This is a genomic window from Pseudomonas sp. RV120224-01b, from assembly GCF_003208145.1.
Classification (GTDB): domain Bacteria; phylum Pseudomonadota; class Gammaproteobacteria; order Pseudomonadales; family Pseudomonadaceae; genus Aquipseudomonas; species Aquipseudomonas monteilii.
In genome coordinates this window covers 313862-340530 of record NZ_QKMQ01000002.1, presented here as the reverse complement: position 1 = coordinate 340530, position 26669 = coordinate 313862, and the positions used below count along the sequence as shown (strand labels likewise).

The 26669-nt window shown below is 62.3% G+C and carries 22 protein-coding genes; 8 read left to right on the top strand and 14 right to left on the bottom strand.

Annotated features, from left to right (window positions below; all coding sequences use genetic code 11):
- Positions 1–33: 33 nt before the first annotated feature.
- From N436_RS04825 to yaaA, 12 genes are all read right to left on the bottom strand, one after another.
- Positions 34–687, bottom strand: coding sequence for an alginate O-acetyltransferase AlgF (locus tag N436_RS04825; RefSeq protein ID WP_177410868.1), 654 nt, complete (start codon positions 685–687; stop codon positions 34–36).
- Between the two features lie 14 nt (positions 688–701).
- A complete protein-coding gene (locus N436_RS04820; RefSeq protein WP_110740509.1) occupies positions 702–1859 on the bottom strand; it encodes an alginate O-acetyltransferase in 1158 nt (385 codons plus the stop codon).
- Positions 1860–1869: 10 nt separating this feature from the next.
- Positions 1870–3327, bottom strand: a complete 1458-nt coding sequence (locus tag N436_RS04815; RefSeq protein ID WP_105945712.1) for an MBOAT family protein — start codon at positions 3325–3327, stop codon at positions 1870–1872.
- A 196-nt stretch (positions 3328–3523) separates the two neighbouring features.
- The gene (locus N436_RS04805; protein WP_110740508.1) at positions 3524–4627 is read right to left on the bottom strand and encodes a mannuronate-specific alginate lyase; all 1104 of its coding nucleotides are present in this window, start codon (positions 4625–4627) and stop codon (positions 3524–3526) included.
- Positions 4628–4635: 8 nt separating this feature from the next.
- Complete coding sequence (locus N436_RS04800) at positions 4636–6078, bottom strand: alginate O-acetyltransferase (RefSeq protein ID WP_110740507.1); 1443 nt, start codon at positions 6076–6078, stop codon at positions 4636–4638.
- Between the two features lie 13 nt (positions 6079–6091).
- Entirely contained in the window at positions 6092–7651 is a 1560-nt protein-coding gene (gene algG, locus N436_RS04795; RefSeq protein WP_105945715.1) for a mannuronan 5-epimerase AlgG, read from the bottom strand.
- 16 nt (positions 7652–7667) lie between these two features.
- The gene (locus N436_RS04790; protein WP_110740506.1) at positions 7668–9146 is read right to left on the bottom strand and encodes an alginate export family protein; all 1479 of its coding nucleotides are present in this window, start codon (positions 9144–9146) and stop codon (positions 7668–7670) included.
- Complete coding sequence (algK, locus tag N436_RS04785; protein WP_110740505.1) at positions 9143–10570, bottom strand: alginate biosynthesis TPR repeat lipoprotein AlgK; 1428 nt, start codon at positions 10568–10570, stop codon at positions 9143–9145. The genes N436_RS04790 and algK overlap by 4 nt, the downstream gene beginning before the upstream one ends.
- Positions 10571–10582: 12 nt before the next feature.
- Positions 10583–11749: a PilZ domain-containing protein gene (locus N436_RS04780; RefSeq protein ID WP_110740504.1), complete on the bottom strand. Its 1167-nt coding sequence runs from the start codon at positions 11747–11749 to the stop codon at positions 10583–10585.
- A 36-nt stretch (positions 11750–11785) separates the two neighbouring features.
- The gene (locus N436_RS04775; RefSeq protein ID WP_025753970.1) at positions 11786–13267 is read right to left on the bottom strand and encodes a glycosyltransferase family 2 protein; all 1482 of its coding nucleotides are present in this window, start codon (positions 13265–13267) and stop codon (positions 11786–11788) included.
- 74 nt (positions 13268–13341) lie between these two features.
- A complete protein-coding gene (locus N436_RS04770) occupies positions 13342–14658 on the bottom strand; it encodes a nucleotide sugar dehydrogenase (protein WP_016713524.1) in 1317 nt (438 codons plus the stop codon).
- 798 nt (positions 14659–15456) lie between these two features.
- Positions 15457–16236, bottom strand: a complete 780-nt coding sequence (gene yaaA, locus N436_RS04765; RefSeq protein WP_110740503.1) for a peroxide stress protein YaaA — start codon at positions 16234–16236, stop codon at positions 15457–15459.
- A gap of 138 nt (positions 16237–16374) precedes the next feature.
- On the opposite strand from yaaA, the gene N436_RS04760 reads away from it, so the two are divergent.
- The 5 genes from N436_RS04760 to moaE all read left to right on the top strand — a co-directional run bounded on the left by N436_RS04760 (position 16375) and on the right by moaE (position 20567).
- Positions 16375–17511: a polysaccharide deacetylase family protein gene (locus tag N436_RS04760; protein ID WP_105945719.1), complete on the top strand. Its 1137-nt coding sequence runs from the start codon at positions 16375–16377 to the stop codon at positions 17509–17511.
- A gap of 272 nt (positions 17512–17783) precedes the next feature.
- Entirely contained in the window at positions 17784–19178 is a 1395-nt protein-coding gene (locus N436_RS04755; protein WP_012274097.1) for a PhoH family protein, read from the top strand.
- A 224-nt stretch (positions 19179–19402) separates the two neighbouring features.
- The gene (gene moaC, locus N436_RS04745) at positions 19403–19873 is read left to right on the top strand and encodes a cyclic pyranopterin monophosphate synthase MoaC (RefSeq protein WP_105945721.1); all 471 of its coding nucleotides are present in this window, start codon (positions 19403–19405) and stop codon (positions 19871–19873) included.
- On the top strand, positions 19873–20118 hold the full coding sequence (gene moaD / locus N436_RS04740; RefSeq protein ID WP_105945722.1) for a molybdopterin converting factor subunit 1: 246 nt from the start codon (positions 19873–19875) through the stop codon (positions 20116–20118). Before moaC ends, moaD begins: the two co-directional genes overlap by 1 nt.
- A gap of 2 nt (positions 20119–20120) precedes the next feature.
- Positions 20121–20567: a molybdopterin synthase catalytic subunit MoaE gene (gene moaE / locus N436_RS04735; protein WP_105945723.1), complete on the top strand. Its 447-nt coding sequence runs from the start codon at positions 20121–20123 to the stop codon at positions 20565–20567.
- Positions 20568–20728: 161 nt separating this feature from the next.
- Here the strand turns inward: moaE and rhlB are convergent, their stop codons facing one another.
- Together rhlB and N436_RS04725 are read right to left on the bottom strand one after the other, a co-directional pair.
- Positions 20729–22192 carry an ATP-dependent RNA helicase RhlB gene (rhlB, locus tag N436_RS04730; protein WP_105945724.1) on the bottom strand — a complete coding sequence of 488 codons (1464 nt, stop codon included), beginning with the start codon at positions 22190–22192 and terminating at the stop codon, positions 20729–20731.
- A 101-nt stretch (positions 22193–22293) separates the two neighbouring features.
- Positions 22294–22950, bottom strand: a complete 657-nt coding sequence (locus N436_RS04725) for an alpha/beta hydrolase (protein ID WP_060499778.1) — start codon at positions 22948–22950, stop codon at positions 22294–22296.
- Positions 22951–23282: 332 nt separating this feature from the next.
- Here N436_RS04725 and N436_RS04720 point away from each other — a divergent pair, with 332 nt between their 5' ends.
- The 3 genes from N436_RS04720 (at position 23283) to N436_RS04710 (ending at position 26665) form a co-directional block, all read left to right on the top strand.
- A complete protein-coding gene (locus N436_RS04720; RefSeq protein WP_016713531.1) occupies positions 23283–24311 on the top strand; it encodes an amino acid ABC transporter substrate-binding protein in 1029 nt (342 codons plus the stop codon).
- A gap of 67 nt (positions 24312–24378) precedes the next feature.
- A complete protein-coding gene (locus N436_RS04715; RefSeq protein ID WP_110740502.1) occupies positions 24379–25557 on the top strand; it encodes an amino acid ABC transporter permease in 1179 nt (392 codons plus the stop codon).
- A gap of 10 nt (positions 25558–25567) precedes the next feature.
- Entirely contained in the window at positions 25568–26665 is a 1098-nt protein-coding gene (locus tag N436_RS04710; protein ID WP_016713533.1) for an amino acid ABC transporter permease, read from the top strand.
- Positions 26666–26669 lie beyond the last annotated feature (4 nt).

The window sequence follows — 26669 nt, the reverse complement described above, 5'->3', positions numbered from 1 at the left end:
TGTTTCTCCAATAGTCGTTAATAGGCAGAGGGATCAGTTGCTAGCCACGGGGCGAGTTACCCACACCGGCGACAAGGCGTTGCCGGAACCCGTTACGTACAGCACTGCGGCTTCGCCGCGCTCCAGGGCGACCGGTTTCACGTCGCCCACTTTCTTGTCGCCTTGGAACAACGCCAGGTTGACCTTCACCGGGTTGATTTCACGTTCGCCACGGCCGTTGGCTGCCACCGGCTTGACCACTTCGGTCTTGCCGTCGGCGGTTTTCAGGGTCAGCTGCTGGTCGCTCAGGTTCTGCACGCGCACCAGGGCTTTCTGCTTGTTCTTGAACGGCGGTTCTTCGATCAGCTGCGGGTTGCCGCTGCTGCTGTTGACCAGGGTGTAGTACTTGTCCGAGGCCAGCTTCACCGGCACGCTCTTGCCGCCGACCTGGGCGGTGTAGTCGCCGCCTGGCAGGAAGCTGAAGTCGCTGCTGGCCTGGGCGCCCACCTGTTTGATCTGGGTGTTGCCGACCGAAGCGGCAGCGGGTGCGCTGGCGGCGTTGTACAGGCGCACGAAGGTCGAACCTTTCGGCGCGCTTGGGCCATACAGTGCGGCGTCGGCACCGGCGAAGGCCTGCAGGGAGGCAAGGGAAAGGCCGGCCGCGAGGGTGAGGGCTTTGGCAATCGAAGGCTTGGTAGTCATGTGCATTTCCTCTCTATCGTTCAGGGGTTCGTCCGGGTGGACGACAAGGCCAGGTTTTCTTCGGATTTACGGGTGTTCTTCAGCTGCGCGATCCACTGCGGATCGAAGCTGCTGAGGTCGTTTTTCATGGGCAGGTAACGTTCGGGGAATTCCCACACCACCACTTGCGGTGCGGCGTTCTTGAAGGCATCGCTTTGCAGGTACTTGAGCATTGGCAGCAGCGGGCCATGGCCGTCTTCGGCGTAGTTGGCCACGTCGCTGCGCAGGGCCTGCTGCAATGCACCGAGGAAGTTCCAGTGCGGGTTGGCGCTGTAGCTGGTGCCCACCAGCGCTACCGGGATCTCGTTGTTGGCAAATAGCGCGTCGTCGCCGTCAGCAGCTGCTTCTGCCGGGCGGGTACTGCGCTGTTGCAGGTTGTCCGGGGTTGGCAGCAGGTTGCTGAACAGCGGGTCGAGCGGCAGGAAGTTGGTCAGGTCGCCTTTGTAGGGGGCGGTGTTGCCGGCTTCGGTGACGAAGGTTTGCGGCTCGCCATTGAGCAGGTTCTGTCGGCTAACGGCTTCAGCCAGCGCCTGCGCTGCCGCTTCGGCGCCCATCGGCGTCCAGTGGGTGTCGGTGCGCAGGAACACCTGGCCACGGGCCTTGGCTTGTTCCATGGCCGCTTGCAGGTCGGGGGCGAACACATTGGCCTGGCGCACCTGTGCATGGAACTGGTTGTACAGGTCGTCGTGCAGGCTGGCCGGTTGCTCTTTGCCCAGGTATTCCGAATAGATACGCGCCTTGGCTGGCACGATGGCCAGCACCAGCTGGCTGCCGTGCTGCTGCAAGGTGTCGCGCACGCCGCGGATCAGCGCCAGGTTTTCCTGCATCAGTTGCTCGGCGCCGGCGGTGGGCTTGAACTCTTCGTCGCTGAACAGCCACTGGTCACGGCCCAGCACCACACCGGGGCGGCCTTCGTTGAACAGCTTGAAGTCCAGCGCGGCCCAGAGGTTGGTGCCCAGGCGCTTGATCGGGAATTGCTCGTCGTAGTGGGTTTCGGCGGCCTTGGCCAGCTTGCCGTTGAGCACGGTCATCTGCTCGGTGCGCTGGAAGCTTTGCAGGCCACCGGTGGACCACACGCCCATGCCGACCAGCAAGCCGAGGAACGACAGTGAATACGTGATGCGTAAAGTACGGTTCATGTCATCGGCCTCAGAACTGGAAGTACAGGAACGGCGAGTAGCTTTGCGCCGAAAGCTTGAGGATCGAGGCCACGAACAGCAGCAGCACCAGGGCGCGGGTCATGACCCGGGTCCAGTCCAGGCCGATCGAGCCATCCGCGTTGACTTGCACCGGGGTCGCCTTGGGCGCTGGCTTGGCATTGCGGTAGAAGTCGCGCAGGCCGAAGAACGCCAGGGTGAGGTAGGCGATCACCAGGGTGGCCACTTGCAGGCCGGTCAGCTGGGCGCGGTTGAGTTCCGACAGCTGCCAGTCGCCAAAGCTGAACATGGCGCCGTACATGCGGCCGGCCACGTGCAGGTTTTCGGCGCGGAAGATCACCCAGCCGACCACCACCAACAGGAAGGTGAAGGCCCATTTCACCGGGTTGAAGCGCTGCGGGTTGGTATCGATGCCCAGCGCACGCTCGATGGCCAGCCACATGCCGTGCCAGGCGCCCCAGATGATGTAGGTGAAGTTGGCACCGTGCCACAGGCCGCCCAGCAGCATGGTCAGGAACAGGTTGCGGTAGGTGTTGAAGGTGCCTTTGCGGTTACCGCCCAAGGTGATGTACAGGTAGTCGCGCAGCCAGGTCGACAGGCTGATGTGCCAGCGGCGCCAGAACTCGGTGATCGACTGGCTGATGTACGGCTGCTTGAAGTTTTCCATGAAGCGGAAGCCCATCATCAGGCCCAGGCCGATGGCCATGTCGCTGTAGCCGCTGAAGTCGAAGTACAGCTGCGCGGTGTAGGCCAGCGCGCCCAGCCAGGCATCACCCGTGGTCGGGTTTTGCAGGGCGAAGCAGTGGTCGGCGACTACCGCGAGGGTGTCGGCAATGAACACTTTCTTGATGAAGCCCTGCATGAAGCGGGTGCAACCTTCGGAGAACTTGTCCAGGGTGTGGGTGCGGTTGTTGAACTGGTCGACCAGGTCCTTGAAGCGCAGCACGGGGCCGGCGATCAGGTGCGGGAAGATCGCCACGAACGCTGCGAAGTCGATCAGGTTGCGGGTAGCCGGGGTGTCGCCACGGTACACGTCGATGATGTAGCTGATCGACTCGAAGATGTAGAACGAGATACCGATCGGCAGCAGCACGTGGGTGAGGATGAACGGCTCCAGGCCGAACGAGCTGATGATCGCGTTCAGGCTGTCGACACCGAAGTTGGCGTACTTGAAGTAGCCGAGAATCGCCAGGTCGACGCCCACGCCCAGCAGCAGCCAGCGCTGGGCCGGCTTGGTGCGCACGCCGGCGGCACCGACTTTAAGGCCGATCCAGTAGTTCCACAGGGTGACTCCGGCGAACAGGGCCAGGAAGTCCACCCGCCACCAGGCATAGAAGATGTAGCTGGCGACCAGCAGCAGCAGGTTGCGATAGCGTTGCCCGCTCAAGTAGTACAGGCCGAGGAAGATCGGCAAGAACAGGAACAGGAACACGTTGGACGAGAAGACCATCCCGGTTCTCCTTTTTGTTCACAGCATCCGGGGCACAGCGCCCCCCAAACCCCCCAGTGCATAACCGGAAGGCAACTTAGGTCCCTGTGGGAGCGGGCGAGCCCGCGAAGAAGGCACCGCGGTGCATGGCAAGGGCTTCGCCCTTGTTCGCGGGCATGCCCGCTCCCACAGGTTCCGACCCCACACGGGGTTCACTTCATTTCTTGCTCTCTGCGCTCGGGTCATAGACCCGGGTCAGGTTGCCGCCGAGCCTGAAACTGTCGAACGGCTGCATGCCGTGCTTGCGTTCGAGCGTGTCACCCACGCACTGGTACAGCGCGCACCAGGGTTCGAGCCAGGCGTACTTGCTGTCGACCTTGAGGTCTTTCATGTCTTGTTTTTCGCCTGCGCGTTCCGCGAAGTGCTTGGGATCGCGGGCGCCGTACAGCACGCCTTCACCCAGGCGCTGCAGGGCAAAGTTGTTTTCGCTGCGCAGGTCCACACCGTTGGCCTTGGCAAAGCTGGCGATCATCGCCAGCGGTGGCAGGGCGTAGTTGTGGTAGGCCAGGGCGCGCTGCTTGCGCTTGATCTCGTTGGGCAAGAAGCCCTGCTCGTCGACCTGGTTGGCGCCGATCTTGTATTCCTTCACGGCCCAGTCGAACAGGTCGCGGCGGTTGGTCGCCACCGAGGTGGCCATGACCGACCAGGCGGCCCAGTAGCTGTGGTTGTTGATCTTCGCCAGCGGCAGGTTGCTCCAGTCGCGCACGGTTTGCTCGGCCAGGCGGGCGAACCATTTTTCGATCAGCTCGGCCTCGGCCTGGTGCGCGGCCAGCGGCTGCGAGTTGGAGAACTTCAGGCGCAGCCAGGAACCACTCATGCTGCCCAGCGCCCATTTGCGCATGGACTTGCCGGTGTGGTTGTAGTTGGTGGACATCAGCGCATCGGCACGCGCCCAGGTGCCCAGCCAGGTCAGGGCGCAGTCGAGTTGTGCCGGGCGTCCGTCGCGCATGTACTGGTTGACCATCTTGGCCACGCCACGCTCCAGGGTGGTGATGTCCCTGGTGGAGTCGCGGAAGGCCTGCTCGGAATCCTCGTTGAGGGTTGCCCGGGCACTGTCCGAACCTTCGTACTTGCTGCGGAACTGCAGCGCACCGGTGTACGGCTTGGGCGTTGCTTCGCAACGGAAGTTACCGTCGCCGGTCTTGAGCTTTTCGATCCCCTCGTAGTACCCCTGGGGCGGTACCAGCGCGGCGTGCGCGGCGCTGCCAAACAGGGCCAGCGCGAGCAGGGCGGGGCGGAAAATTTGCTTGAAGGTGGTCATGGGTCGCCTCACTGGCCGGCCTGCGCGGTTTGCGCGGGCACGGCGAAGTTGTTGCGTTTGCAGAGCTTGGCTTCGACTTTCTGGGTGCCGCTTTCCGGGCCTTGCACCTCGAACGCCAGCAGGCTCTGGCTGGCCCAGTCCTCGTCTTCACGCATCTGGAAGACAAAGCGGCCGTCGGTGTCGGAGGTTTCCGGTTTTTCCAGCTTGATGTCTTCGTGGCGGCCGTTGAGGTACCACAGGGTGGCCTGCAACACCTTCACCGACGGGTCTTCGAACTTCACGTCCATTTGCAGGTTGCGGTTGATCAGGTCTTTGATCACGCCACCCTTGCCGTTGACCATCAGTTCGTTCTTGCCGGGCTTGAGGGTGGTGCTGGCGCTCATCAGCGCCGGGCGGTCGTCGCAGCCGTCGTCGAGCAGGCCAAGGATTTGCCGCCAGATGGTTTCCTGGTCCAGGCGGTACAGCGGGGAGAATTCCCAGATCAGGATCTTCGGCGGGTTCTTCTGGAATTCTTCGCTGCCCAGGTACTGGATCATCGAGCCTTCCAGGCCACCGCCAGGGAAGGCGACGTTGAGCACGTCGGCGCCGATGTACTGTTCGAGGAAGCCCGAGAAGTTGTAGTTCTTGCCACTGTGGCTGGTGCCCACCAGGGTGATTTGCGCGTTGCCGCCGTCACCGAACAGGTCGTCGCCACCACCGCTGGAACCTTTAGGCTCGGTGGCGAACTGGTCCATGTACTGCACCGCATAGCTGGTGCCGCACAGCTGGCCGGCGACGTTGTGCAGGGTGCCGGTCTTGCCCATGCGCCCGGATTTTTTCGTTTCGAATTCCTTGCGCGGGATGCCTTCGAAGGCCGGCATGTGGTGCACGGTGTCGGCCACGATTTTGGCGGCGCGTTCGGCGCCGTATGGCGTCCAGTGTTGGTCGCCACGGAAGTAGAAGTCCTTGCCCTGGTCGGCGGCGGCCAACTGCTCGTTGGTCAGCGGCGACAGGTCGGGCACGTTGTAGCCCATGCTGGCGAAGCGCTTGAGCATGGCCTGGTAGTTGCCCAACGCCTTCTGGTAATCGAAGGCGGCTTTCTCGGCCGGGTTGAGCATGTTGCGGTTCACCAGGCCACGGGTCGGCTGGTACACCACCACCAGTTCCACGCCGCGCTTCTTGAACGCGTCGTGCACCTGCTGCAGGCGTTTGTAGCCGGCCGGGGTGGTGTTGAACTCGGTGCGCAGGTCTTCGCGGGTACGGAACAGCCAGTCACCCTTGGCCTGCACCAGCGTGGTGAAGTTCTGCTGGTAACGGGTGGTGTAGCGACTGGCGTCATGCGCTTCAGGGCACAGCTGGCAGCACGGCTCGGCGCTGAAGGTGGGGGCCTTCACATCATCGGCGCGCACGCCCTGGCTGATCGCCAGAAGGGCGGCGGACAGGCCCAGCAGTTTCATCAGGTGTGGGGTCATGGTCTGGGCTTCCTTAATCGATCATTTCGGTCTGGCGTTCGACCGGGTCGATCAGCACAGCCTTTTGCTGGCGCACCAGCAGGTCGAGGATTTCGTCCTGGCGTTCGCCCAGGATGCCGTTGAGGCTGATACCGCTGGCCTTGCGCGGGGCGAGCATCTGCACCTTGTACAGCTCGACCGACAGCGGCGAGTCGATCGACAGCGGGCCGGAGCCGTTGGCCGTGAGTTCACCGCCCACCAGAATCAGCGACACCTTGGTGTCGAACGGGTCCAGGGCGATGTCGCGGTCGGTGTCGGACAGGTCCTTGATGTGGCCGTAAACGCCCACCAGGCCGTTGGCCATGGCGATGTTTTCGTACAGGCGGATGTTCACGCTGTTACGCACGCGGATGCCGTGGCGGCGGTTGTTGATCAGCTTGTTGCCCCAAATCAGGTTGTCGCCGCTTTCGTACAGGGTGATGCCGTCGGTGTGGTTGCGGTAGATCTCGTTGTAGGCGATCAGGTTGTTGACGCTGTTACGGTCGATCACCACGCCCGAGAGCTTGTTGTCGTAGCTCTTGTTGTTGATGATCCAGCTGTCGTTCACCTCACGCGAAACGATGATGCCGTGCTTTTTCTTGGTGCCGTACACGGTGTTGCCGGCGATGATCAGGCGGTGCGAGCGGTCGTGCGGGTCGATGCCGTAGACGATGTTGTCGTGGTAGGTGCTGTCCTTCACCACGAAGTCCTGGGTCTCGTAGCAGTAGAAGCCGTACCACATGTCGCTGAACGCCGAGCCGATGATCCAGCCGGTGGGTTCCGGGCGGCCCATGCGCTTGGCCATGTTCGGCGTGTACTGCGAGATGCTCACACCGTACGACTTGGACTTGGCGTAGCCGAAGCTCGCCATTTTGGTGTTGACGATGTAGGTCTCGGTGCCGCCCCACGACAGCAGGAACGGGCGGAATTCCTTTGGCGAGCGGAAGGTTGCCGGGCCGTTGTCCTTTTCGCGCCAGCCGGTCACCTGGGTGTCGGTGACGAACAGCTTGCCGTCGTTGACCAGGAACGAACCGCCCTCCTGGGACAGGCGCAACTGCTTGACCTTGCCGTCGATCTCGAGGATGCCTTTTTGCCCGACCACAATCGGCAGGCGCGCCAGGTACACGCCCGGCTCGACTTCGCTGAGGTACTGTCTGGGCACCTTCTTGCTCAGTTCCACCAGGTCGACATGGCCGTCATCGACGAAGATCGCCTGCGGAATACCGTGCTGGCGCTGCACCCACTCGGCCGCCTTGTTGTCGCCACCGACGAACTCCTTGAGGGTGTCCTCCTGGAACATGCGGCGCAGGCTGACCTTGCCCTTGTGGCTACGGTCGATCTTCTTCTGCACGGCCTCGGCCGTGAAACCGGTCAGGTCAGGCAGCTTGGGCGGGTCCATCTGCAGCGGCTCGATCGGCGCGCTGGCCACGGTGTAGGTCTTGGCCTGCTGCAGTTCCTTGGCAATGACCTGAGGTTCTGCGGCGGCGACCAGGCCGCTGGCCAGCAGCAAGGCGCTGGCCAACAGGCTGTGACGTAAGTGCGGGTGAAGGTTCATCAGGTTTCTCCCGGCCTCAGAATCGCCAGATCACGTCGACGAAGGCGCGGTGCATGTACGAATCCGCTTCCTTGCCATAGGCGTCGCCCGGCTTGAACACACCGGCGCGCAGGCGCACCAGGGCGGACGGCTCGTCGATGGCCTGGCTCATCGAAGCCGGCAGCAGGCCTTGCTTGAAGTACTTGGTCACGACCACGTCCATTTCCTGGCCAAGGTCTTTTTCACCGTCGACCAGCTGGCGGTTGACGCCGTTGTCGTCGACGGCGGCATTGATGCCGCTGGAGCCGATGTTCTGGTTGCCGTCGACACGCCAGAACTTGTGGTAGATCAGGCTGGCGTCGTAGTCGTCGCGCAACTGCCAGGAGGCAAACAGGGTGGCGGCCTGCAGGTTGCCCAGTTCGCCGCGGAAGGCTTCGCCGAAGCGGTGCACGCGCGAGCGAGTGCCGGTGAAGTTGGAGCGGTTGCTCTCAAGGCCAGTCTGCTCGAAGTTGTTCGAACCGTCGTCGCCACCGCCGCCGCTGCCACGGGCATAAGCCGCGCCGACCTGCCATTGCGGGTCTAGGCGCAGGCGGATGCCGAGGTCGGTGGCCCAGGCATTGACGTCGCCGCTCTGCGTGCCGGTGGCAACCTGATCGTCGCCGACGGCCTGGCTGCTGAGGGTGTCGCGGTCACCGGTCAGCCAGGTGACGCTGCCCCAGTAGTTGACGGTGTGGTCGTTGCGCCAGTTGTAGGCGTCGCTGTTGGCTTCCAGGCCCAGCCAGGTCAGGTCGCCGGTACGGGTCTTGTCCAGTGCGTCGACGGTTTCACCCGGGTTCTTCAGGCTGCCGCTGTCGTGGGTGTGGTGGGCGCGCACACCTACCCAGTGGCCAGGAGTCCACTGCGTGGCAACGTTGCCGTAGATGTGCGTGCGGTCCTTGTCTTCCGGGGCCAGCTCGGTAAGGTCGGTACGGTATTCGCTGAAGCGCTGGGCCACGCCCAGGTCGGCCTTGAGCAGGGTGGTGTCGAAGGTCCAGTTCAGGGCTTCGATGTTGGTGTCGCGCCACATGCCATCGTCGCTGCGCAGGCGCTGGCGACCGAGGCGAAGTTGCTCGCCAGGGTAGGCGGTGAGGCCGCTGTAGCCTACCCAGAACTCGCGCATGGCCAGGTAGCTTTTATCGGGCGTGCGGCCGTGATCGCCGGTGTCGGTGGTGGTGCCGTCGTCGTTCTGGCGCAGGGTGTCGGTTTCGATGGTGTCGGTGGCGGCGACGGCCTGGCCCATGGCGTAGGCGCTCCAGTTGCCGCGCTCGCCGTACACCCACGGGCGCAGGTCCAGGCCCAGGCCGTTGACGTCGCCGCCGGGGCGGGTGCCCAGGTCGCGGTCGTCTTCCGACTGGCCGGTGATTTTCACATCCAGGCCAAAGTTCTTTTCAGCGGTCATTTCCGCCAGGGTCGGGCAGGACCACAGCAGGGCGAAGCTCAGGCCGATGCCAGCTTTCACGAAGGGATTGAGCGTCATAGCGAGTCCTCACCGTCTACTTCTTTTTCGTCGTCTTGCAGGGCTTCGATGGCCAGGATGCTGGTGTTGCCCTGGGCCATGCTGCCGCGTGCCTGCTTCTCTTGCGCCAGCAGTTGCTGGGCCTGGCTGCGTTGGTCAGGCGTGAGTTGCTGGTCGAGTTGCTGCAGCAGTTCGCTCGATTGCGGCGTCGGGTTGACCTGCGACAGCTGGGCGAACACCCAGGCGTTGCCCGGTTGCGGGCGGATGCCGTGGCCTTCGCTGAACAGCTGGGCCAGGGCGTAGTCGGCGCTGTTCTGCCCGCCACGGGCGGCGGCCAGCAGGTGGTCGACAGCCTTCTGCGGCTCGACGTTGCCCAGGTAACCGCGGCGGTACAGCTGGCCCAGGTAGTAATGGGCGCTGATCTCGCCAGCATCGGCGGCAGCCTGCAGGTGCTGCTCGGCCTTTTTGGCGTCGGCTGGCAGGGTCTTGCCTTCGTAGTACAGGCGGCCCAGCAGCAGTTCGGCGCGTGGCTGTTCGGCTTCGCGGCCCTTGTCGATGTAGGCCAGCAACTGGTCGGTGTCGCCCAGTTCGGGGAAGTCGTACACCAGTTGCGCCAGGCTGACCCAGGACGCCGGGTTCGTCGGGGCCACCTGCTCAAGCAGGTCCTTGGCGGTTTTCTCGTCGGTCTGGCCGAGGCTGCGGTCAGCCAGCACACGGGCAACGCTGTCGACCCGGGTGGCCGGTACGGCGCCACCGGCGTAGGCAGATTTCAGCTGGCCGAGCAGGGCGGCTTGCTGGTCGGCCTGGCCACGCTTCTGGTACACGGTGGCCAGTTCGACGTAGCAGATGTCGGTGGTGTTCAGGGCAGCCTTGCAGATGTTTTCCACGTCGCCCAGGTGCTGGTCGTAAGTGCCCTGGGTGCGGTACAGCAGCACCTGGGCCAGGCCCGCTTCGGGGTTGCCGGCGGCGCGCCATTGGTCGATCTGCTGCTGGGCGTTGACCTTGGGGAAGCTCTGCGGGTAGCTGAGGTAGAGCATCGCCAGCGGGATCAGGGTGTTGCTTTCGCCTTGCCTGGCCGCTTGCTTGAGCAGGGTTTCGGCTTCTTCGCGTTCGACCTGGGTGCTGTCGGGCTTGGCCACCAGCAGGCGACCAAGGCGTGCCTGGGCACGGGGCGACGTGGCAGCTGCGGCGCGGTAGGTGGCCTCGGCTTCCTTGATTTGCGACGGGTCGCGGGTGGCCACCTTGATGTCGGCCAGGCCCACTTGTGCTTCGCTGTAGCCCAGGTCGGCCAGGGCCTTGTAGTTGCGCTCGGCCAGTGCCGTGTCGCCGCGCTTCATGGCCTCGTTGGCCAGGCGCTGGTCGGGCAGGCCGGCACAGCCGGCCAGGGTGATGGCGGCAGCTAGGGCACACAGGCCCAGGCTTGCGCTCTTCTTGTAGGGAATCATGCTGTGATCCTCTTACAGCCCACGGGCCACGGCTTTGTCGATCAGCCAGTTCAGCGATGGGCCACGGTCGCTGTTGACCGCTGCCGGGCGGCCGGCCAGTTCGGCAGGCAGGCCACTATCGGGCTTGATCTGCACGCGAATGTCGGAGGCCAGGTCTTCGCTGTTGAGGCTGGCGCTGCTGACGATCTGTCCGGTGCGCACTTCGTCTTCGCCGGCTACCTGGAAGTTGACCCGGGTACCTGGCTTGACCTCGTCGAATTGGCGGTAGCTGAAGCGCGCCTCGACCATCGGCGTGGTGGTGCGCGGGATCAGCTGGAAGATCGGCTGGCCCTTGGCGGCATACTGGCCGTCATCCACCAGCTGGCGGGCGACCACGCAATCGCAGGGGCTGGTGAGGGTGCCGGACAGCTGCTTGCCGAACAGCTCTTCGATCTTCGACGGCTCCAGCTGCGAGTCGGCCAGGTTGCCTTTGAGCATGTCCAGCATGCTGGTGGTGAAGCTGGCCAATGGCGCCCCCTTGGCGATCTGCCCACCGCCCTCGACCAGGCTGCTCACGGTGCCGTCGCGCGGCATGGTGACGGTGGTGGTGGGCACGGCGACCACGCCCGCTTCGGCATGGCTGACGAAGTACATGCCGTACAGCGACTTGGCGACGAAGCCGAACGCCGCAACCCCGACTACGAAGACGCCGAGGGTGACGGTGACCGCCTTGAGCCGGCCAAAGGCGCTCAGGCCGGAGCCGCCGTCTTTCTGCTTGCGAGCCTTGGTGAAGTTGTCGCGCTGCAGGGTGCTCAGCACGTCGCCGATGCTGATCAGCTCACCGGACAGGTGGCTGGTGATGATGTGCCGTAGCGTGGCGATGTCGCGTGGTTCAAGGTTCTGGAACTGCGCACCGGTACGGCCATTGTCCAGGTTATACGAGCGCACCTGGAACTCGATGTCGAACGACAGGCCCAGGTTGTCGACCACGAACTGCAAGCGTCCGCGCATTACATCGCCCGCCGACAGTGGCTGCTTGGTGTGGAAGCTCAGGCCACCGGCAGAAAGGTCGTCGACCTTCACTTCGTGGGTTTGGCGCTGGGCGTCCAGGAAACGCAGCTTGGCGGGAATGCGCACCCGGGCGTGTTGGCGCTGGGCTTCGGACTCATGCACGACATTGACGTTCACGGCGGTATTCATGGTGTTTGTTCCTGTTAGATCCGATCCGGGTTGGGCTCACACGACCATGAACAGCACAGCAACGAAGATGCTGGCAGCCGAGAAGGTCATGGTCCGCGAGGACCAGGTGTTGAACCATTGTTGAAAGCTGGCGAGGTCACGCTTGAGGGCAGTGGGCTGACGCGTCCACGACTGCTTGTCGAGGCGGAAGAACACGTAGATCTTCATCAGCGCGCCGATGATCTGGTTGTAATAGAGAATCAGCGGGTAGGCCGGGCCTACGTTGTGGCCGGAGCACAGCAGCATGACGGTGAGGATCAGGCGGGTGATGCCGATCCACAGCAGGTACACCAGCAGGAAGGCCAGGCCGAACTTGAGGCTGGCGATCACTGCCACGGTCAACCCCAGCAGGCTGGTCCACATCGACACGCGCTGGTCGAACAGCACGATGCTGGTGAACAGCCCGAGGCGGCCCAGGCCAAGGCCCAGCGCACGGGAGTTCTGCCGCAGGTTGTTGCCGTACCAGCGGTACATCAGCTTGCGGCTCGCCTTGAAAAAGCTCTTTTCTGGCGGGTGCTCGACCGTGTTGATGGCGGCGTCCGGCACGTAGAAGGTGTCGTAGCCCAGGCGCATCAGGCTGAACCAGCTGGACTTGTCGTCACCGGTGAGGAACTTGAAGCGGCCCAGTCGCCAGTGCATCAGCGAGTCGCTTTCGACGTCGGCGATGAACTCAGGGTTGGTCACCACGCTGGCGCGGAACATCGACATGCGCCCGGTCATGGTCAGCACGCGCTTGCTCAGCGCCATGGAGCACATGTTGATGTGGCGCTGGGCGAAGCGCAGCTTGTGCCACTCGCTCATGATGTAGCCGCCGCGTACTTCGCAGAACTCGTTGGTGGTCAGGCCGCCGACGTTGGGGAACAGCTTGAACCACGGCACGGTCTTGCGTACCACGCCATCGGCCAGCACGGTGTCGCCGTCGATCACCGCCACCACGGCGTTTTCGTCCGGCAGCATGCGCGAGATGGCACGGAAGCCGTAGGCCAGGCCATCGCGCTTGCCGGTGCCGGCAATGCGCACGATGTCCAGCTTCACATGGGCTGGCGGGTTGTATTTGGCCCACAGGCTTTTCACCAGCAGTTCATCCGACATTTCCACCAGCGAGCAGACCACGGTGGTGGGGAAGCCGCAGTTGATCGCCTCGCGGATCACCGAGCTGTACACCTGGGCGGTGGTCAGGGCTTCGATGCGAAAGCTGGTCACCATCAGGTACACATGCGACGGGTCGGTGGCATTGCCCATCTTCTGCACCTTGCGGCGCAGGTACGGGTACACGCCGTAGAGGAAGATCATGCCGCGGATGAAATGGGTGGCGCCCATGGAATAGCGCCAGATGCCGACTGCGCCGACCAGGAAGATGAAGTGCTTCGACTGCGAGTCGAAGATATCGGCTGGCAGGGCCAGGGCGATCAGCATGAGCAGGCTCATGTAGAGCAGCCACCCGGCGCACTGCAACAGCACGGTCTGGAGCCTTTGCATGTTCAGCATCCGTCGAGAATTCGGGGGAGGGTGGGCAACGGAAGCGGGGAGGCTTCCGCTGCCCGGCCAGGCACTTACCAGCAGATGCCTTCAGTGCGGCTGGTGGTGCAGGTCGGCTTGCTCATGAAACCGACCAGGTCGATCACTTGCTTGCCCGCTGGCGCTTGTTGGGCCAGCGCGCGGAACTGCTCGTCACGGTTGCCGAGGACGATGATGTCGGCGTTGTCGATCACCTGCTGGAAGTCGGCGTTGAGCAGCGACGACACGTGCGGGATCTTCGACTCGATGTAGTCCTTGTTGGCACCGTGGACGCGGGCGTACTGGACGTTCTCGTCGTAGATGTCCAGCTGGTAGCCCTTGCCGATCAGGCGCTCAGCCAGCTCTACCAGCGGGCTTTCGCGCAGGTCGTCGGTGCCGGCCTTGAAGCTCAGGCCCAGCAGGGCGACCTTGCGCTTGTCATGGGCTTCGATCAGCTCGAAGGCGTTCTGCACCTGCGATTCGTTGCTGCGCATTAGCGAGTCGAGCAGCGGTGCACGTACGTCGAGGCTGGCAGCGCGGTAGGTGAGGGCGCGCACGTCCTTGGGCAGGCACGAGCCGCCGAAGGCGAAGCCAGGGCGCATGTAGTACTGGGACAGGTTCAGCACGGTGTCCTGGCAGACCACGTCCATCACTTCACGGCCATCCACACCTACGGCCTTGGCGATGTTGCCGATTTCGTTGGCGAAGGTGACCTTGGTGGCGTGCCACACGTTGCAGGTGTACTTGATCATCTCGGCCACTTCGATCGGCTTGCGGATCACCGGGGCGTCGAGTTCTTCGTACAGGGCTTGCAGGATGTCGCCGCTGGCGCTGTCCAGTTCGCCGATGACGGTCATCGGTGGCTGGTCGTAGTCCTTGATCGCGGTGCTTTCACGCAGGAATTCCGGGTTGACCGCCACGCCGAAGTCGACGCCGGCTTTTTTGCCCGAGCAGTCTTCTAGAATCGGGATGACCACGTTCTTGACGGTGCCCGGCAGCACGGTGCTGCGCACCACGATGGTGTGGCGGCGGGTGGTGTCACGCAGCACGTAGCCGATTTCGCGGCACACCGACTCGATGTATTCCAGGCCCAGGTCGCCGTTTTTCTTGCTGGGGGTACCCACGCAAATCATCGACACGTCGCTGGCACGGATGGCTTCGGCGAAGTCGGTGGTGCCGCGCAGGCGGCCATTGGCGATGCCCTGTTGCAGCAGTGCTTCCAGGCCAGGTTCGACGATGGGCGACTTGCCCTGGTTGATCAGGTCGATCTTGGTGCTGGACACGTCCACACCGATCACTTCATGGCCACGCGCCGTCAGGCAGCCTGCACAGACTGCACCCACATAACCCAAACCAAAGATGCTGATACGCATCGCTATCACCTCATGTGTTTATCACGCCGACGCTTACCAAAGTGCCGGCCGGGTTGATTAACAACAGTTTTCGGGCGCACGGATCCATGGCGAATGCACACTTCGCCGAGCGCAGGCAAAATAAATCCGGAGCGCAAAAAGTTATGCACTCAAAGTTGGCAGTAAAAAGCCATCAAGTAAAAAACGTGCCCTGAAATGCAGCCGTCTTTATTGCAATGCGCTACTTGGCGCCTTGCTGTGCTTGTTTTTTCAAGTGGAAAAATCCTTTGAAATCAACCACTAGGACGATTTGTAAGGGGCGCGTCTCTCCTGCATGGACAGGGTTTCGGGGTTTCCGTGATACCTGTCGAAGTTATCAAGGCGGGTAGTGGATACCTGCCCGTGTCATCTGTAAGTCATCTCTCACAACCCGGAGGCAGGAAATGCGTTACGGCACTATGAGCGGCAGGTCGCAGGAGAAGTTCCTGAGTGGGTTTCGTCCGGATGAAAGATTTCTAAATATTTTTTCAGTGGCGGACAGTTTCAATTTGATAGCACGCAAGTGTTTGGTCCCCGTATATAAAGGACGAAACTGTTGCTAGATGTTTTTATGCCAGCATCGAAAAATATTTTTCAAAAAACGTCAAAAAAGCTATGAACGGTCTTATGGCGTTTTGCGATAAAGGTAGGGTTGGTGGTTTTTTGGCGTCTGTTTTTTGTCGTTATGGCGAAATGAGTCATGCCCTGTTGCAGGGCGGAGGGTATGCGCGAGGGCTATCGGCCCCTTCGCGGGTAAACCCGCGAAGGGGCCTTGCAGGTTTATTCGGTCGGGTGATCCCGCAAAAACACCAGATGATCAGCCTTGGACTGCTCGGCACTGTAGTAGTACCCCTGCACATCAAACTGCTTGAGCTGCTCCGGGTCGCTGATGCGTTGCTGGATGACGAAACGGCTCATCATGCCGCGGGCTTTCTTGGCGTAGAAGCTGATGATCTTGTACTGGCCGTTCTTCAGGTCCTTGAAATCGACGTTGATCACCCGGGCCTTCAATGCGCTGCGTTTCACCGCGCTGAAGTACTCGTTGCTGGCCAGGTTCAGCAGCACGTCATCACCTTGTTCGGCCAGGGCCTGGTTCAGCCATTCGCTGATGCGCGTGCCCCAGAAGGCGTACAGGTCCTTGCCGCGGGCGTTGGCCAGCTTGGTGCCCATTTCCAGGCGATAGGGCTGCATCAGGTCCAGCGGGCGCAGCAGGCCGTACAGGCCCGAGAGCATGCGCAGGTGGTCTTGCGCATAGCTGAAGTCGTCTTCACCCAGGCTCTCGGCGTCGAGGCCGGTGTATACGTCACCCTTGAACGCCAGCAGCGCCTGCTTGGCATTGGCCGGGGTGAAGTCTGGGGTCCAGCTGCCGAAGCGGGCGGCGTTCAGGCCGGCCAACTTGTCGGACAGGTGCATCAGTTCGCTGATTTGCGCTGGCGACAGTTCGCGCAGCTGCTGGATCAATTCCTGAGAGTCGTCCAGGTACTGGGGCAGGGTGAAACGCTCGGTCACCGGCTTGGTGTCGTAATCGAGGGTCTTGGCGGGGGAAATCACCGTCAGCATCGGGTCGGCTCCTGGCATCGTTGGCCGTGGATTCTACGGGCTGGGCGGTGCAAGTCCAAACTATGGCGACGATAGTCACAGACCATAGGACGGTGCAGGCGCTATAGTTCGCGTTTTGCCGTTGCGGAGCCTTCCACCGTGCGCATCGCCTTTGCCTTGCTGGCTGCTCTGTTGAGCTGTGCCGTGCAAGCCGCCCCTTCACCCCAGGTCAGCCTGGACCGCAGCCTGTGGCCCGAGCAGCTGGATAGCCCCGCGCTGTTCGATGTGGCCTCGCGGGCCGAGATTCTTTCGTTCGCCCAGGTGCTGCATGAGAGCGAATTGCTGGACGATGCGGCGCTGGCGGCGCGGCTGGGGTTGCGGCAGATCAACTTGCAGAAGGTGCGCCAGGTGCGGGCGCGCATGTGGCAGCGACTGTGGGAGGGTTATGCACAAGCCCAGCGCAGTTGCGAGCAGGATGCGTCGTTCTGCTATCCGGTAACATCAATGGCGGATTTGCGCACTCAAGCAGCGACGTTCGCGGCGGATGTAGGCACGTTCTATACCAACTGGATTGAGCCGAGTCATCAGTTCCATGTGCGCTATCTGGACGAGCAATTGCGCAAGGCGGCATTGCTGCCGCAAACCAGCAGCGAGGTAGAGCGGTTGTCTTCGCGCGAACGCAACGGCGATGAACTGAACGACCGCATGTTCCTGCTTACCTTCGTCGGTGGGCCCGGGCCGGACGGCGGAAATACCGACTTGCTCACGGATTACCTGCGTCGGCAGAAACTTCAGGGCACGTTCTTCGTGCTGGGCAACCGCGTGCAGCAGCGCCGCGACGCGGGAGCGGCAAATGCCTTGCGCCAACTGTATCGTGGGCAGTGTGTGGGTATTCAAGGCTGGGAATACCGCTCCCATGCCCAGTGGACGGAGTGGCAGGACTCGCTACGGCGTAGCCAGGCGCGGGTGCAGGCTGACCTGCCGGACCAGTACGTGCCGCTGTTCCGCCCGCCTTATGGGCAGCGCCGTGCCGATGGCGAGGCGTTCATGGCCAGCCAGCAGTTGCGGGTATCGCTGTGGGATATCGATGCCCAGGACGATGGCGCTTTGAGCGCCGAGGCCTCGGCGCAGCGGGTGCTGACCCTGATGCTGTTGTGGCGCAAAGGGGTGATCCAGTTCCACGACAGCTTGCCCAAGGCCCAGCCGGCGGTGGAATGGTTGCTGCGCAATACCGCCCAAAGCGGGATTGGCTGGGAAGATTGCCGGGAATATGGATATAGCGAACAAGGGGTATGACTTCTGAGCGTAGTCCCCTCTGGCCTCGCCGCCAAGGCCTCTTCGTCAATCGGAAAAATAAACTTCAAAAAGACGTAAAAATGCTTTTTTCGGTCATGGTTTTTGCGGTATGAAGAAACCAGACAGCCGATTCCTGCAGCACAGGTGGCGTCATCCAGGCCCACCTAGCCAGGTTCGCTTCCCGCCCGTAACAACGCGGATACGGGGAGAGCGGTAGTCACTTTGCGGCGCAACAGACCGCGCCGTATGGCTTCGACATAAGGTGACCGAGTATGGATGACCAAGGACGCAACCCTTCCTCCAGCAAGCCAATCCTGTATGTGCTCGATACCAACGTCCTGATTCACGACCCCAACGCGTTACTGAACTTCGAGGAGCACCACGTCGCCATCCCGATGACGGTGCTGGAGGAACTCGACAAACTCAAGACTGGCAAACAGACCATCGCCGCGGAATGCCGCCAGGCCATCCGCCTGATCGACCAGACCCTTGGTGACGCTTCGCCCAGCGATGTCGAGCAGGGCGTGCCGATCCAGCGTAACAAGAGTGGGCCCAAGGGCTTCCTGTCGATCCTGATGAGCCCGCGCAACGAACCGAGCAAGTTGCTGCCGGAAAACCTCAACGACAACATCATCATCAACACCCTGCTCGACGTACGCAGTCGGCGCACCGACCTGGACGTGGTGCTGGTCACCAAAGACATCAACATGCGCCTGAAGGCGCGCGCTTGCGGCATTGCGGCCGAGGACTACAGCACTGACCAGCTGGTCGATGACGTGTCCTTGCTGTCCAAGGGTTATCACTCGGTTACCGGCTCGTTCTGGGACCGCGTCAGCAAAGTCGATACCCGCCAGGAGCGCGGCCGCACCTGGCATCGGGTGCAGATGATCGACAACCTGCCGGCGGTGCACATCAACGAGTTCATCATCGATGAGCAGGGTTTCGTCGGCTGGATCAAGGGTATCCGCAACGACGAGCTGCTATTGCTCGACCTGCACCAGGAGCCGCTGCTGCACCAGGAAGCCTGGGGCCTGAAACCACGCGATATCCATCAGAGCCTGGCGCTGTTCGCCCTGCTCGACCCGGACATCCACCTGGTCAACCTGACCGGCGCCGCCGGTTCCGGCAAAACCATTCTGGCGTTGGCTGCAGCCATCGAGCAGACCATGGTCAGCAAGCGCTACCGCCGCATCATCGCCACCCGCAGCGTGCAGGGGCTGGACCAGGAAATCGGCTTCCTGCCGGGCACCGAGGCCGAGAAGATGGAGCCTTGGCTGGGTGCCATCACCGACAACCTCGAAGCCTTGCACATGGATGACGAAAGTACCCATGGCAGTGTGGAGTACATCCTCGAACGCGTGCCGTTACAGTTCAAGTCGCTTAACTACATTCGGGGTCGCAGCTTCCAGCAAAGCCTGATCCTGATCGACGAGTGCCAGAACCTCACGCCGCACCAGATGAAAACCATCATCACCCGTGCAGGCTCGGGTTCCAAAGTGGTCTGCCTGGGCAACCTGGCGCAGATCGACACCCCCTACCTGTCCGCGACCAGCTCGGGCCTGACCTACCTGACCGAGCGCTTCAAGGACTTCCCCCACGGCGTGCACATCACCTTGCAGGGTGTGCCACGTTCGGTGCTGGCCGAGTACGCCGAGTCGCACCTGTAACCCTCACCGCCGGGCCGTGTGGGAGCGGCCTTGCGTCGCGAAAGGGCTGCGAAGCAGCCCCAGCATTCTCAGTATCAGTGCTGACATCCTGGGGCCGCTTTGCGGCCCTTTCGCGACGCAAGGCCGCTCCCACAGTTGGCCCGTGCATTCCTGGCAGATACATTCCACTGCTCAAACCTGACCCACAGGTTTACACTGGCTGTTCCCTTCACAGGAGCAGAGCAGTGCTGACACATCTTGATTCCCAGGGGCGGGCCAATATGGTCGACGTCACTGAAAAGGCCGTGACCGAGCGCGAGGCCACTGCCGAGGCGCGGGTGCGCATGTTGCCGCAGACCTTGCAGATGATCGTCGACGGTGAGCACCCCAAGGGCGACGTGTTCGCCGTGGCGCGTATTGCCGGGATTCAGGCAGCGAAGAAGACCAGCGACCTGATCCCGCTGTGCCACCCATTGATGCTGACCAGCGTCAAAGTCGAACTCAGTGCAGAAGGGCAGAACGCCGTGCGCATCGTCGCCCGCTGCAAGCTCGCCGGGCAGACCGGCGTCGAGATGGAGGCGCTGACCGCCGCCAGCGTCGCTGCGCTGACGATCTACGACATGTGCAAGGCCGTGGACAAGGGCATGGTCATCGAGCAGGTACGCCTGCTGGAAAAGCTCGGTGGCAAGAGCGGGCACTACAAGGTGGAGGCATGATGAAGGTCAAGGTGATGTACTTCGCCCGTTACCGCGAACAGCTGGGCGTGGATGCCGAGTGCGTGGAAGGTGCGTTCAATGTGCTCGACGATGTGCGTAAGGCGTTGGTGGCCAAGGGTGGGAAGTATGAGCTGCTGGCTGAGCAAAACTTGATGTGTGCGCGCAACGAAGAGCTGTGCAGGCTGGATGAACCACTGGAAGAGGGTGATGAAGTGGCATTCTTCCCGCCGGTGACCGGAGGCTGAACATGGCAGTGCGAGTGCAGGAAGGCGCGTTCGACCCGGGCGCCGAGATCAATGCCATGCATGCGGCCAACGTCGGCGTGGGCGCGGTGGTCGGTTTTGTCGGGTATGTGCGGGATTTCAACGACGGTCGCGAGGTGGCAGGGATGTTCCTGGAGCACTATCCGGGGATGACCGAAAAGGCCTTGGCCAAGATCGTGGTCGAGGCCGAGCAGCGTTGGCCGTTGCTCAAGGTAGAGGTGCTGCACCGCATAGGGGCGCTGGAGCCGGGCGAGCCGATTGTGTTCGTGGGGGTGGCCAGTGCCCATCGGCAGGCGGCGTTCGATGCCTGCAACTTCATCATGGACTACCTGAAGACCCGGGCGCCGTTCTGGAAGAAGGAGAATACCCAGGAAGGGCCGCGGTGGGTTGAAGGCAGGCAGAGTGACCAGGATGCGGCGGGGCGCTGGTAGTCAAGGCATTATTGGCCCCTTGTGGGAGCGGCCTTGTGTCGCGAAAGGGCCGCGAAGCGGCCCCAGGATATTAGCGATGATGCAAAAATTGATGGGGCCGCTTTGCGGCCCTTTCGCGACACAAGGCCGCTCCCACAGGGGGTATGTAGCCCACTGACAGGTCAGTGATGCTTGCGCGGCACCGGCTTCAGCAGCTCATCCGGCGGCATCTCACACTTGATCTTGCGCCCCAGCAATTCTTCGATCGCCGGCAGCTGGTAGGAGTCATCCTCCCCGGCAAAGCTGATCGACACGCCACTGGTTCCCGCACGCCCTGTGCGGCCAATGCGGTGCACGTAGTCATCCGGGTCTTCCGGCAGGGTGAAGTTGATCACATGGCTGATGCCATCGATGTGAATACCACGCCCCGCCACATCAGTCGCCACCAGCACGGTAATGCGCCCTTCGCGGAAGCTTTCCAGGGTACGAATGCGCTTGTGCTGCGGCACGTCGCCCGACAGCTGGGCGGCATTGATGCCGTCGCGTACCAGTTTTTCCTCGATGCGCCGCACTTCGTCCTTGCGGTTGGCAAACACCATCACCCGTTCCCATTTGTTCTGGGTCACCAGGTTGTACAGCAGCTTGTACTTGTCGCTGCCGGCTACGGCATACACGTGCTGCTCGACCGTTTCGCTGGCCACGTTCTCCGGCTCGATCTCGACGATGGCCGGGTTGGTGGTCCACTGCTTGGCCAGGTTCATCACGTCGTCGGTGAAGGTGGCCGAGAACAGCAGGGTCTGGCGCTCGCTTTTCGGCGGCGTCTGGCGAATGATCTGGCGTACCTGCGGGATGAAGCCCATGTCGAGCATGCGGTCGGCTTCGTCCAGCACCATCACCTCGACCATGTCCAGGTGCACTTCGCCGCGCTGGTTGAAGTCCAGCAGGCGACCCGGGGTGGCGACCAGGATGTCGCAGTGGCGCGCTTCCAGGGCCTTGAGCTGCTTGTCGAAGTCCATGCCGCCGACGAAGCTCATCACGTTCAGACCGGTGTACTTGGTCAAGGCGATGGCGTCCTTGGCGATTTGCACCACCAGCTCGCGGGTGGGCGCGATGATCAGCGCACGCGGTTCACCCATGTAACGCTCTTTGGGCGGCGGCGTCTGCTGCAGCTGGGAAATGATCGAAATCAGGAACGCGGCGGTTTTGCCGGTACCGGTCTGCGCCCGGCCGATGGCGTCCTGGCCACGCAGGGTGTAACCCAGCACTTGCGCCTGGATCGGCGTGCAGTACGGGAAGCCCAGGTCGTGGATGGCGTGCATCAGCTCGTTGGACAGCTTGAAGTCGTGGAAGCGGGTTTTGCCTTCCTGTGGCTCGACCACGAAGTCTTCCGGCTTCCACAGGCTGGCCTGCGGCTTGGGCTTGCGCTCGCGACGCGGTTTTTCCTTGGCCGGGGTGTCGGCGGCTGGCGTGGCGGCGGTTGGCTGTTCGGCCTTAGGGGCAGGTTTGGCGCGTGGGGCGGCCGGTTTGGGCGCGGGCCGGGCCTCTGTGGCCGGGGCGGGCGCAGGCGGCGTCACGCTGGCAGCAGGAGCGGCGGCTTGTGGCGCGGCGTCTCCCTTGCCGAATATTTTCTTGAGTGCCTTGAGCACGATCGTCTCATCAACTGGTTAAGGAATGTACGCCGGGCAGTGTAATGCAAGAACCGGGCGCGGCGTAGTGGAATAGCCCTACAACTACAGGCGGCCCTCGCTTATTGCAGTTGCTTGGCCAGCCATTCGTGGATGTCGTTCAGCTCCTCGACCACCACCTCGTGCTCCATCGGGTACTCGTGCCAGCGGGCGGCCACGCCCCAGGTGTTCAGGTACTCGAAGGCGGTGCGGCCCATGGACGGGATGACCACCGGGTCGTGCACGCCGTGCAGGCACAGGGCCGGGGTGCGTTGCTGGCACGCACTCAACTGGTGCTGGTCGTTGAAGGTGGGGGCATAGGTGGACAGGGCAATCACCCCGCCCAGTGCTTCTTGCCACTTTATATAGGCAGTGTGCAGCACCACCGCGCCACCCTGGGAGAAACCGGCCAGGAAAATACGCGACAGGTTGATGCCTTTGGCCTGCTCGGCCTTGATCAGGGCAATCACCTGTTCGGCCGATTCCTCCAGCTGCGCTTCGTCAATGGCGCGGGCCGGGGTCATGGCCTTGATGTCGTACCAGCTGGGCATGGCGTAGCCGCCATTGATGGTCACCGGGCGGGTTGGGGCCTGGGGCATGATGAAGCGGGTGGTGGCCAGGCGCTCCTGCATGAATTCGGCCACAGGTAGGAAGTCGTAACGGTCTGCACCCAGACCGTGCAACCAGATCACACAGGCATCAGCGGTTTTCTGCGGTTCGAGAATCAGCGGGTTGGTCATGACTGCTCCGAAAGTGTGCGGGTCTTGTTATGGCGTGCGTGAAAAGAAGGCACTGGAAATGATTGTCGGAAAAAGAATGTCGCAACGATACAACTTTCCCTACTTGACGAGCGCTTAAACGCTACTGCCAGAAATTTTGGTACGCGCTTTGCAATTCAACCTGTGATGCAAAGGGCAGGCCGTGACGGTAACACCCTTTGCACGCGAAGGCTGTCATAGAACAGCCCATTGCGCCAATTGACCCAATAACAAGCCAATACGGGTCGGATACGCCTCAAAAGGGTGCGGTGCAATTCCGGCTCGATACAACAAGAGCGATTTGGAGGTTGTGAATGAAGATGTTGAAAACCACCCTGGCAGTCCTGACCGCTGCCGCCGCGCTGGGCGCCGTGAGCAACGCCCAGGCTGGCGCCACCCTCGATGCGGTAAAGAAGAAGGGCTTCGTCCAGTGTGGCGTGAGCGACGGTCTTCCGGGCTTCTCGGTCCCTGATGCACAGGGCAAGATCGTCGGTATCGACGCCGATGTGTGCCGCGCCGTGGCCGCCGCCGTGTTCGGCGATGCGACCAAGGTCAAGTTCAGCCAGCTCAACGCCAAGGAACGCTTCACCGCCCTGCAGTCGGGCGAGGTCGACGTGCTGTCGCGCAACACCACCTGGACCAGCTCGCGCGATGCCGGCATGGGCCTGGTGTTTGCCGGTGTCACCTACTATGACGGCGTAGGTTTCCTGGTCAACAAGAAGCTGGGTGTTTCCAGCGCCAAGGAGCTCGATGGCGCGACCATCTGTATCCAGGCCGGTACCACCACCGAGCTGAACGTGTCGGACTTCTTCCGCGCCAATAACCTCAAGTACACGCCGATCACCTTCGACACCTCGGACGAAAGCGCCAAGTCGCTGGAATCGGGCCGTTGCGACGTGCTGACCTCGGACAAGTCGCAGCTGTTCGCCCAGCGCTCCAAGCTGGCCGCGCCGACCGAGTACGTGGTGCTGCCGGAGACCATCTCCAAGGAGCCACTGGGCCCGGTGGTGCGTAAAGGTGACGAGGAGTGGTTCAGCATCGTCAAGTGGACCCTGTTCGCCATGCTCAACGCCGAAGAGGCGGGCATCACCTCGAAGAATGTCGAGGCCGAAGCCAAGGCCACCAAAAACCCGGACGTCGCTCGCCTGCTGGGCGCGGACGGTGAGTACGGCAAGGACCTCAAGCTGCCCAAAGACTGGGTAGTGCAAATCGTGAAGCAAGTCGGCAACTACGGCGAAGTGTTCGAGAAGAACCTGGGCCAGAGCACCGACCTGAAGATCGACCGTGGCATGAACGCCCTGTGGAACAACGGCGGCATCCAGTACGCGCCACCTGTGCGCTGATGGCTGCACCCTGCGGCGGCATCCCGCCGCCGCAGGCTGTTCGAATCCCTACTGTCCGGGGCACTTCATGCAAAATCAAATCGGCGCACCCAAGGGCTTGTCCCTTAACGATCCGCGTGTGCGCGCGTGGCTGTTCCAGATCCTCACGATCGTTTTCGTGGTCGGCCTGGGCTGGTACCTGTTCCACAACACGCAAACCAACCTGCAACACCGGGGGATTACCTCGGGCTTCGACTTTCTCGACCGCAGTGCCGGCTTCGGCATCGCCCAGCACCTGATCCCGTATGTCGAATCCGACAGCTATGCGCGGGTGTTCGTCATCGGCCTGCTCAATACCCTGCTGGTGACCTTCATCGGTGTCATTCTGGCGACGATCCTGGGGTTCATCATCGGTGTGGCTCGGTTGTCGCCTAACTGGATGATCAACAAGCTGGCGACCGTGTATGTGGAAACCTTCCGCAACATTCCGCCGTTGTTGCAGATCCTGTTCTGGTACTTCGCCGTGTTTCTGACCCTGCCGGGACCGCGGGGCAGCATCAACATCGACGACACCTTCTTTATCAGTAACCGTGGCCTGAACATGCCCGGCGCTTCGATGGCCGACGGCTTCTGGCCGTTCGTCGTTGCCTTGGCCGTGGCGGTGATGGCGATCGTGGTGATGGTGCGTTATGCCAACAAGCGCTTCGACGAGACCGGCGTGCCGTTTCACAAGTTCTGGGTGGGGCTGGCGTTGTTCGTCGCCATTCCGGGCCTGAGCGTGCTGCTGTTCGGCAGCCCGGTGACCTGGGAAGTGCCGCAACTGAAAGGCTTCAACTTCGTCGGTGGCTGGGTATTGATCCCCGAGCTGCTGGCGCTGACCCTGGCCCTGACGATCTATACGGCCGCCTTCATTGCCGAAATCGTGCGTTCCGGCATCCGTTCGGTCAGCCACGGCCAAACCGAAGCCGCACGCTCGCTGGGCCTGCGCGAGGGGCCGACCCTGCGCAAGGTGATCATCCCCCAGGCACTGCGGGTGATCATTCCGCCGCTGACCAGCCAATACCTGAACCTGGCGAAAAACTCGTCGCTGGCGGCCGGTATCGGTTATCCGGAGATGGTCTCGCTGTTCGCCGGTACCGTGCTCAACCAGACCGGCCAGGCCATCGAGGTGATTGCGATCACCATGAGTGTCTATCTCGCCATCAGCATCAGCATTTCGCTGCTGATGAACTGGTACAACAAGCGCATTGCGCTGATCGAGCGGTGAGGATACGCCCGTGAATGCCCATGTTTTCAAACCCGACATGCCGCCACCGGTGAAAACCGTCGGCGTGCTCGCATGGATGCGTGCCAATCTGTTTTCCAGCTGGCTCAACACGCTGCTGACCCTGTTTGCCATCTACCTGGTGTGGCTGATCGTGCCGCCGCTTATCCAGTGGGCGTTGATCGATGCCAACTGGGTCGGCACCACCCGCGCCGACTGCACCAAGGAAGGCGCCTGCTGGGTGTTCGTGCAGCAGCGCTTCGGCCAGTTCATGTACGGCTATTACCCGGCTGAGTTGCGCTGGCGCGTGGACCTGACCGTGTGGCTTGCCGTGCTCGGCGCTGCACCGCTGTTCATCAAGCGTTTCCCGCGCAAGGCCTTCTATGGCCTGGGGTTCCTGGTGCTGTACCCGATCCTGGCCTACACCCTGCTGCATGGCGGCGTGCTTGGCCTGGAAACCGTGGCCACCAGCCAGTGGGGCGGGCTGATGCTGACCCTGGTGATCGCCACCGTGGGCATCGTCGGCGCCTTGCCGCTGGGCATCCTGCTGGCCCTGGGCCGGCGTTCGCGGATGCCGGCCGTGAAGGTGGTGTGCGTGACCTTCATCGAGTTCTGGCGCGGCGTGCCGTTGATCACCGTGCTGTTCATGTCGTCGGTGATGCTGCCGTTGTTCCTGCCTGAAGGCATGAGCTTCGACAAGCTGCTGCGGGCGATGATCGGCGTGATCCTGTTCCAGTCGGCGTACATCGCCGAAGTGGTACGCGGGGGCCTGCAAGCCATTCCCAAGGGCCAGTACGAAGCCGCTGCGGCCATGGGCCTGGGCTACTGGCGCGCGATGGGCCTGGTGATTCTGCCGCAGGCGCTCAAGCTGGTGATCCCCGGCATAGTCAACACCTTCATTGCCCTGTTCAAGGACACAAGCCTTGTGATCATCATCGGCCTGTTCGACCTGCTGAACAGCGTCAAGCAAGCCGCCGCCGACCCGGCCTGGCTGGGCATGGCCACCGAGGGCTATGTGTTCGCCGCCCTGGTGTTCTGGATTTTCTGTTTCGGTATGTCCCGCTACTCCATGCACCTGGAGCGCAAGCTGGACACTGGCCACAAGCGTTAGGAGT

Bases quoted from the DNA above. Each gene is read 5' to 3' on its own strand.
- moaE (WP_105945723.1), top strand. From the start codon at position 20,121: ATGGCAGTGCGAGTGCAGGAAGGCGCGTTCGACCCGGGCGCCGAGATC.
- N436_RS04770 (WP_016713524.1), bottom strand. From the start codon at position 14,658: ATGCGTATCAGCATCTTTGGTTTGGGTTATGTGGGTGCAGTCTGTGCA.
- N436_RS04825 (WP_177410868.1), bottom strand. From the start codon at position 687: ATGCACATGACTACCAAGCCTTCGATTGCCAAAGCCCTCACCCTCGCG.
- moaD (WP_105945722.1), top strand. From the start codon at position 19,873: ATGAAGGTCAAGGTGATGTACTTCGCCCGTTACCGCGAACAGCTGGGC.
- N436_RS04755 (WP_012274097.1), top strand. From the start codon at position 17,784: ATGGATGACCAAGGACGCAACCCTTCCTCCAGCAAGCCAATCCTGTAT.
- N436_RS04725 (WP_060499778.1), bottom strand. From the start codon at position 22,950: ATGACCAACCCGCTGATTCTCGAACCGCAGAAAACCGCTGATGCCTGT.
- algG (WP_105945715.1), bottom strand. From the start codon at position 7,651: ATGAACCTTCACCCGCACTTACGTCACAGCCTGTTGGCCAGCGCCTTG.
- N436_RS04805 (WP_110740508.1), bottom strand. From the start codon at position 4,627: ATGACCACCTTCAAGCAAATTTTCCGCCCCGCCCTGCTCGCGCTGGCC.
- N436_RS04815 (WP_105945712.1), bottom strand. From the start codon at position 3,327: ATGGTCTTCTCGTCCAACGTGTTCCTGTTCCTGTTCTTGCCGATCTTC.
- yaaA (WP_110740503.1), bottom strand. From the start codon at position 16,236: ATGCTGACGGTGATTTCCCCCGCCAAGACCCTCGATTACGACACCAAG.
- N436_RS04800 (WP_110740507.1), bottom strand. From the start codon at position 6,078: ATGACCCCACACCTGATGAAACTGCTGGGCCTGTCCGCCGCCCTTCTG.
- algK (WP_110740505.1), bottom strand. From the start codon at position 10,570: ATGATTCCCTACAAGAAGAGCGCAAGCCTGGGCCTGTGTGCCCTAGCT.
- N436_RS04820 (WP_110740509.1), bottom strand. From the start codon at position 1,859: ATGAACCGTACTTTACGCATCACGTATTCACTGTCGTTCCTCGGCTTG.
- N436_RS04715 (WP_110740502.1), top strand. From the start codon at position 24,379: ATGCAAAATCAAATCGGCGCACCCAAGGGCTTGTCCCTTAACGATCCG.
- N436_RS04720 (WP_016713531.1), top strand. From the start codon at position 23,283: ATGAAGATGTTGAAAACCACCCTGGCAGTCCTGACCGCTGCCGCCGCG.
- N436_RS04775 (WP_025753970.1), bottom strand. From the start codon at position 13,267: ATGCAAAGGCTCCAGACCGTGCTGTTGCAGTGCGCCGGGTGGCTGCTC.
- N436_RS04790 (WP_110740506.1), bottom strand. From the start codon at position 9,146: ATGACGCTCAATCCCTTCGTGAAAGCTGGCATCGGCCTGAGCTTCGCC.
- N436_RS04780 (WP_110740504.1), bottom strand. From the start codon at position 11,749: ATGAATACCGCCGTGAACGTCAATGTCGTGCATGAGTCCGAAGCCCAG.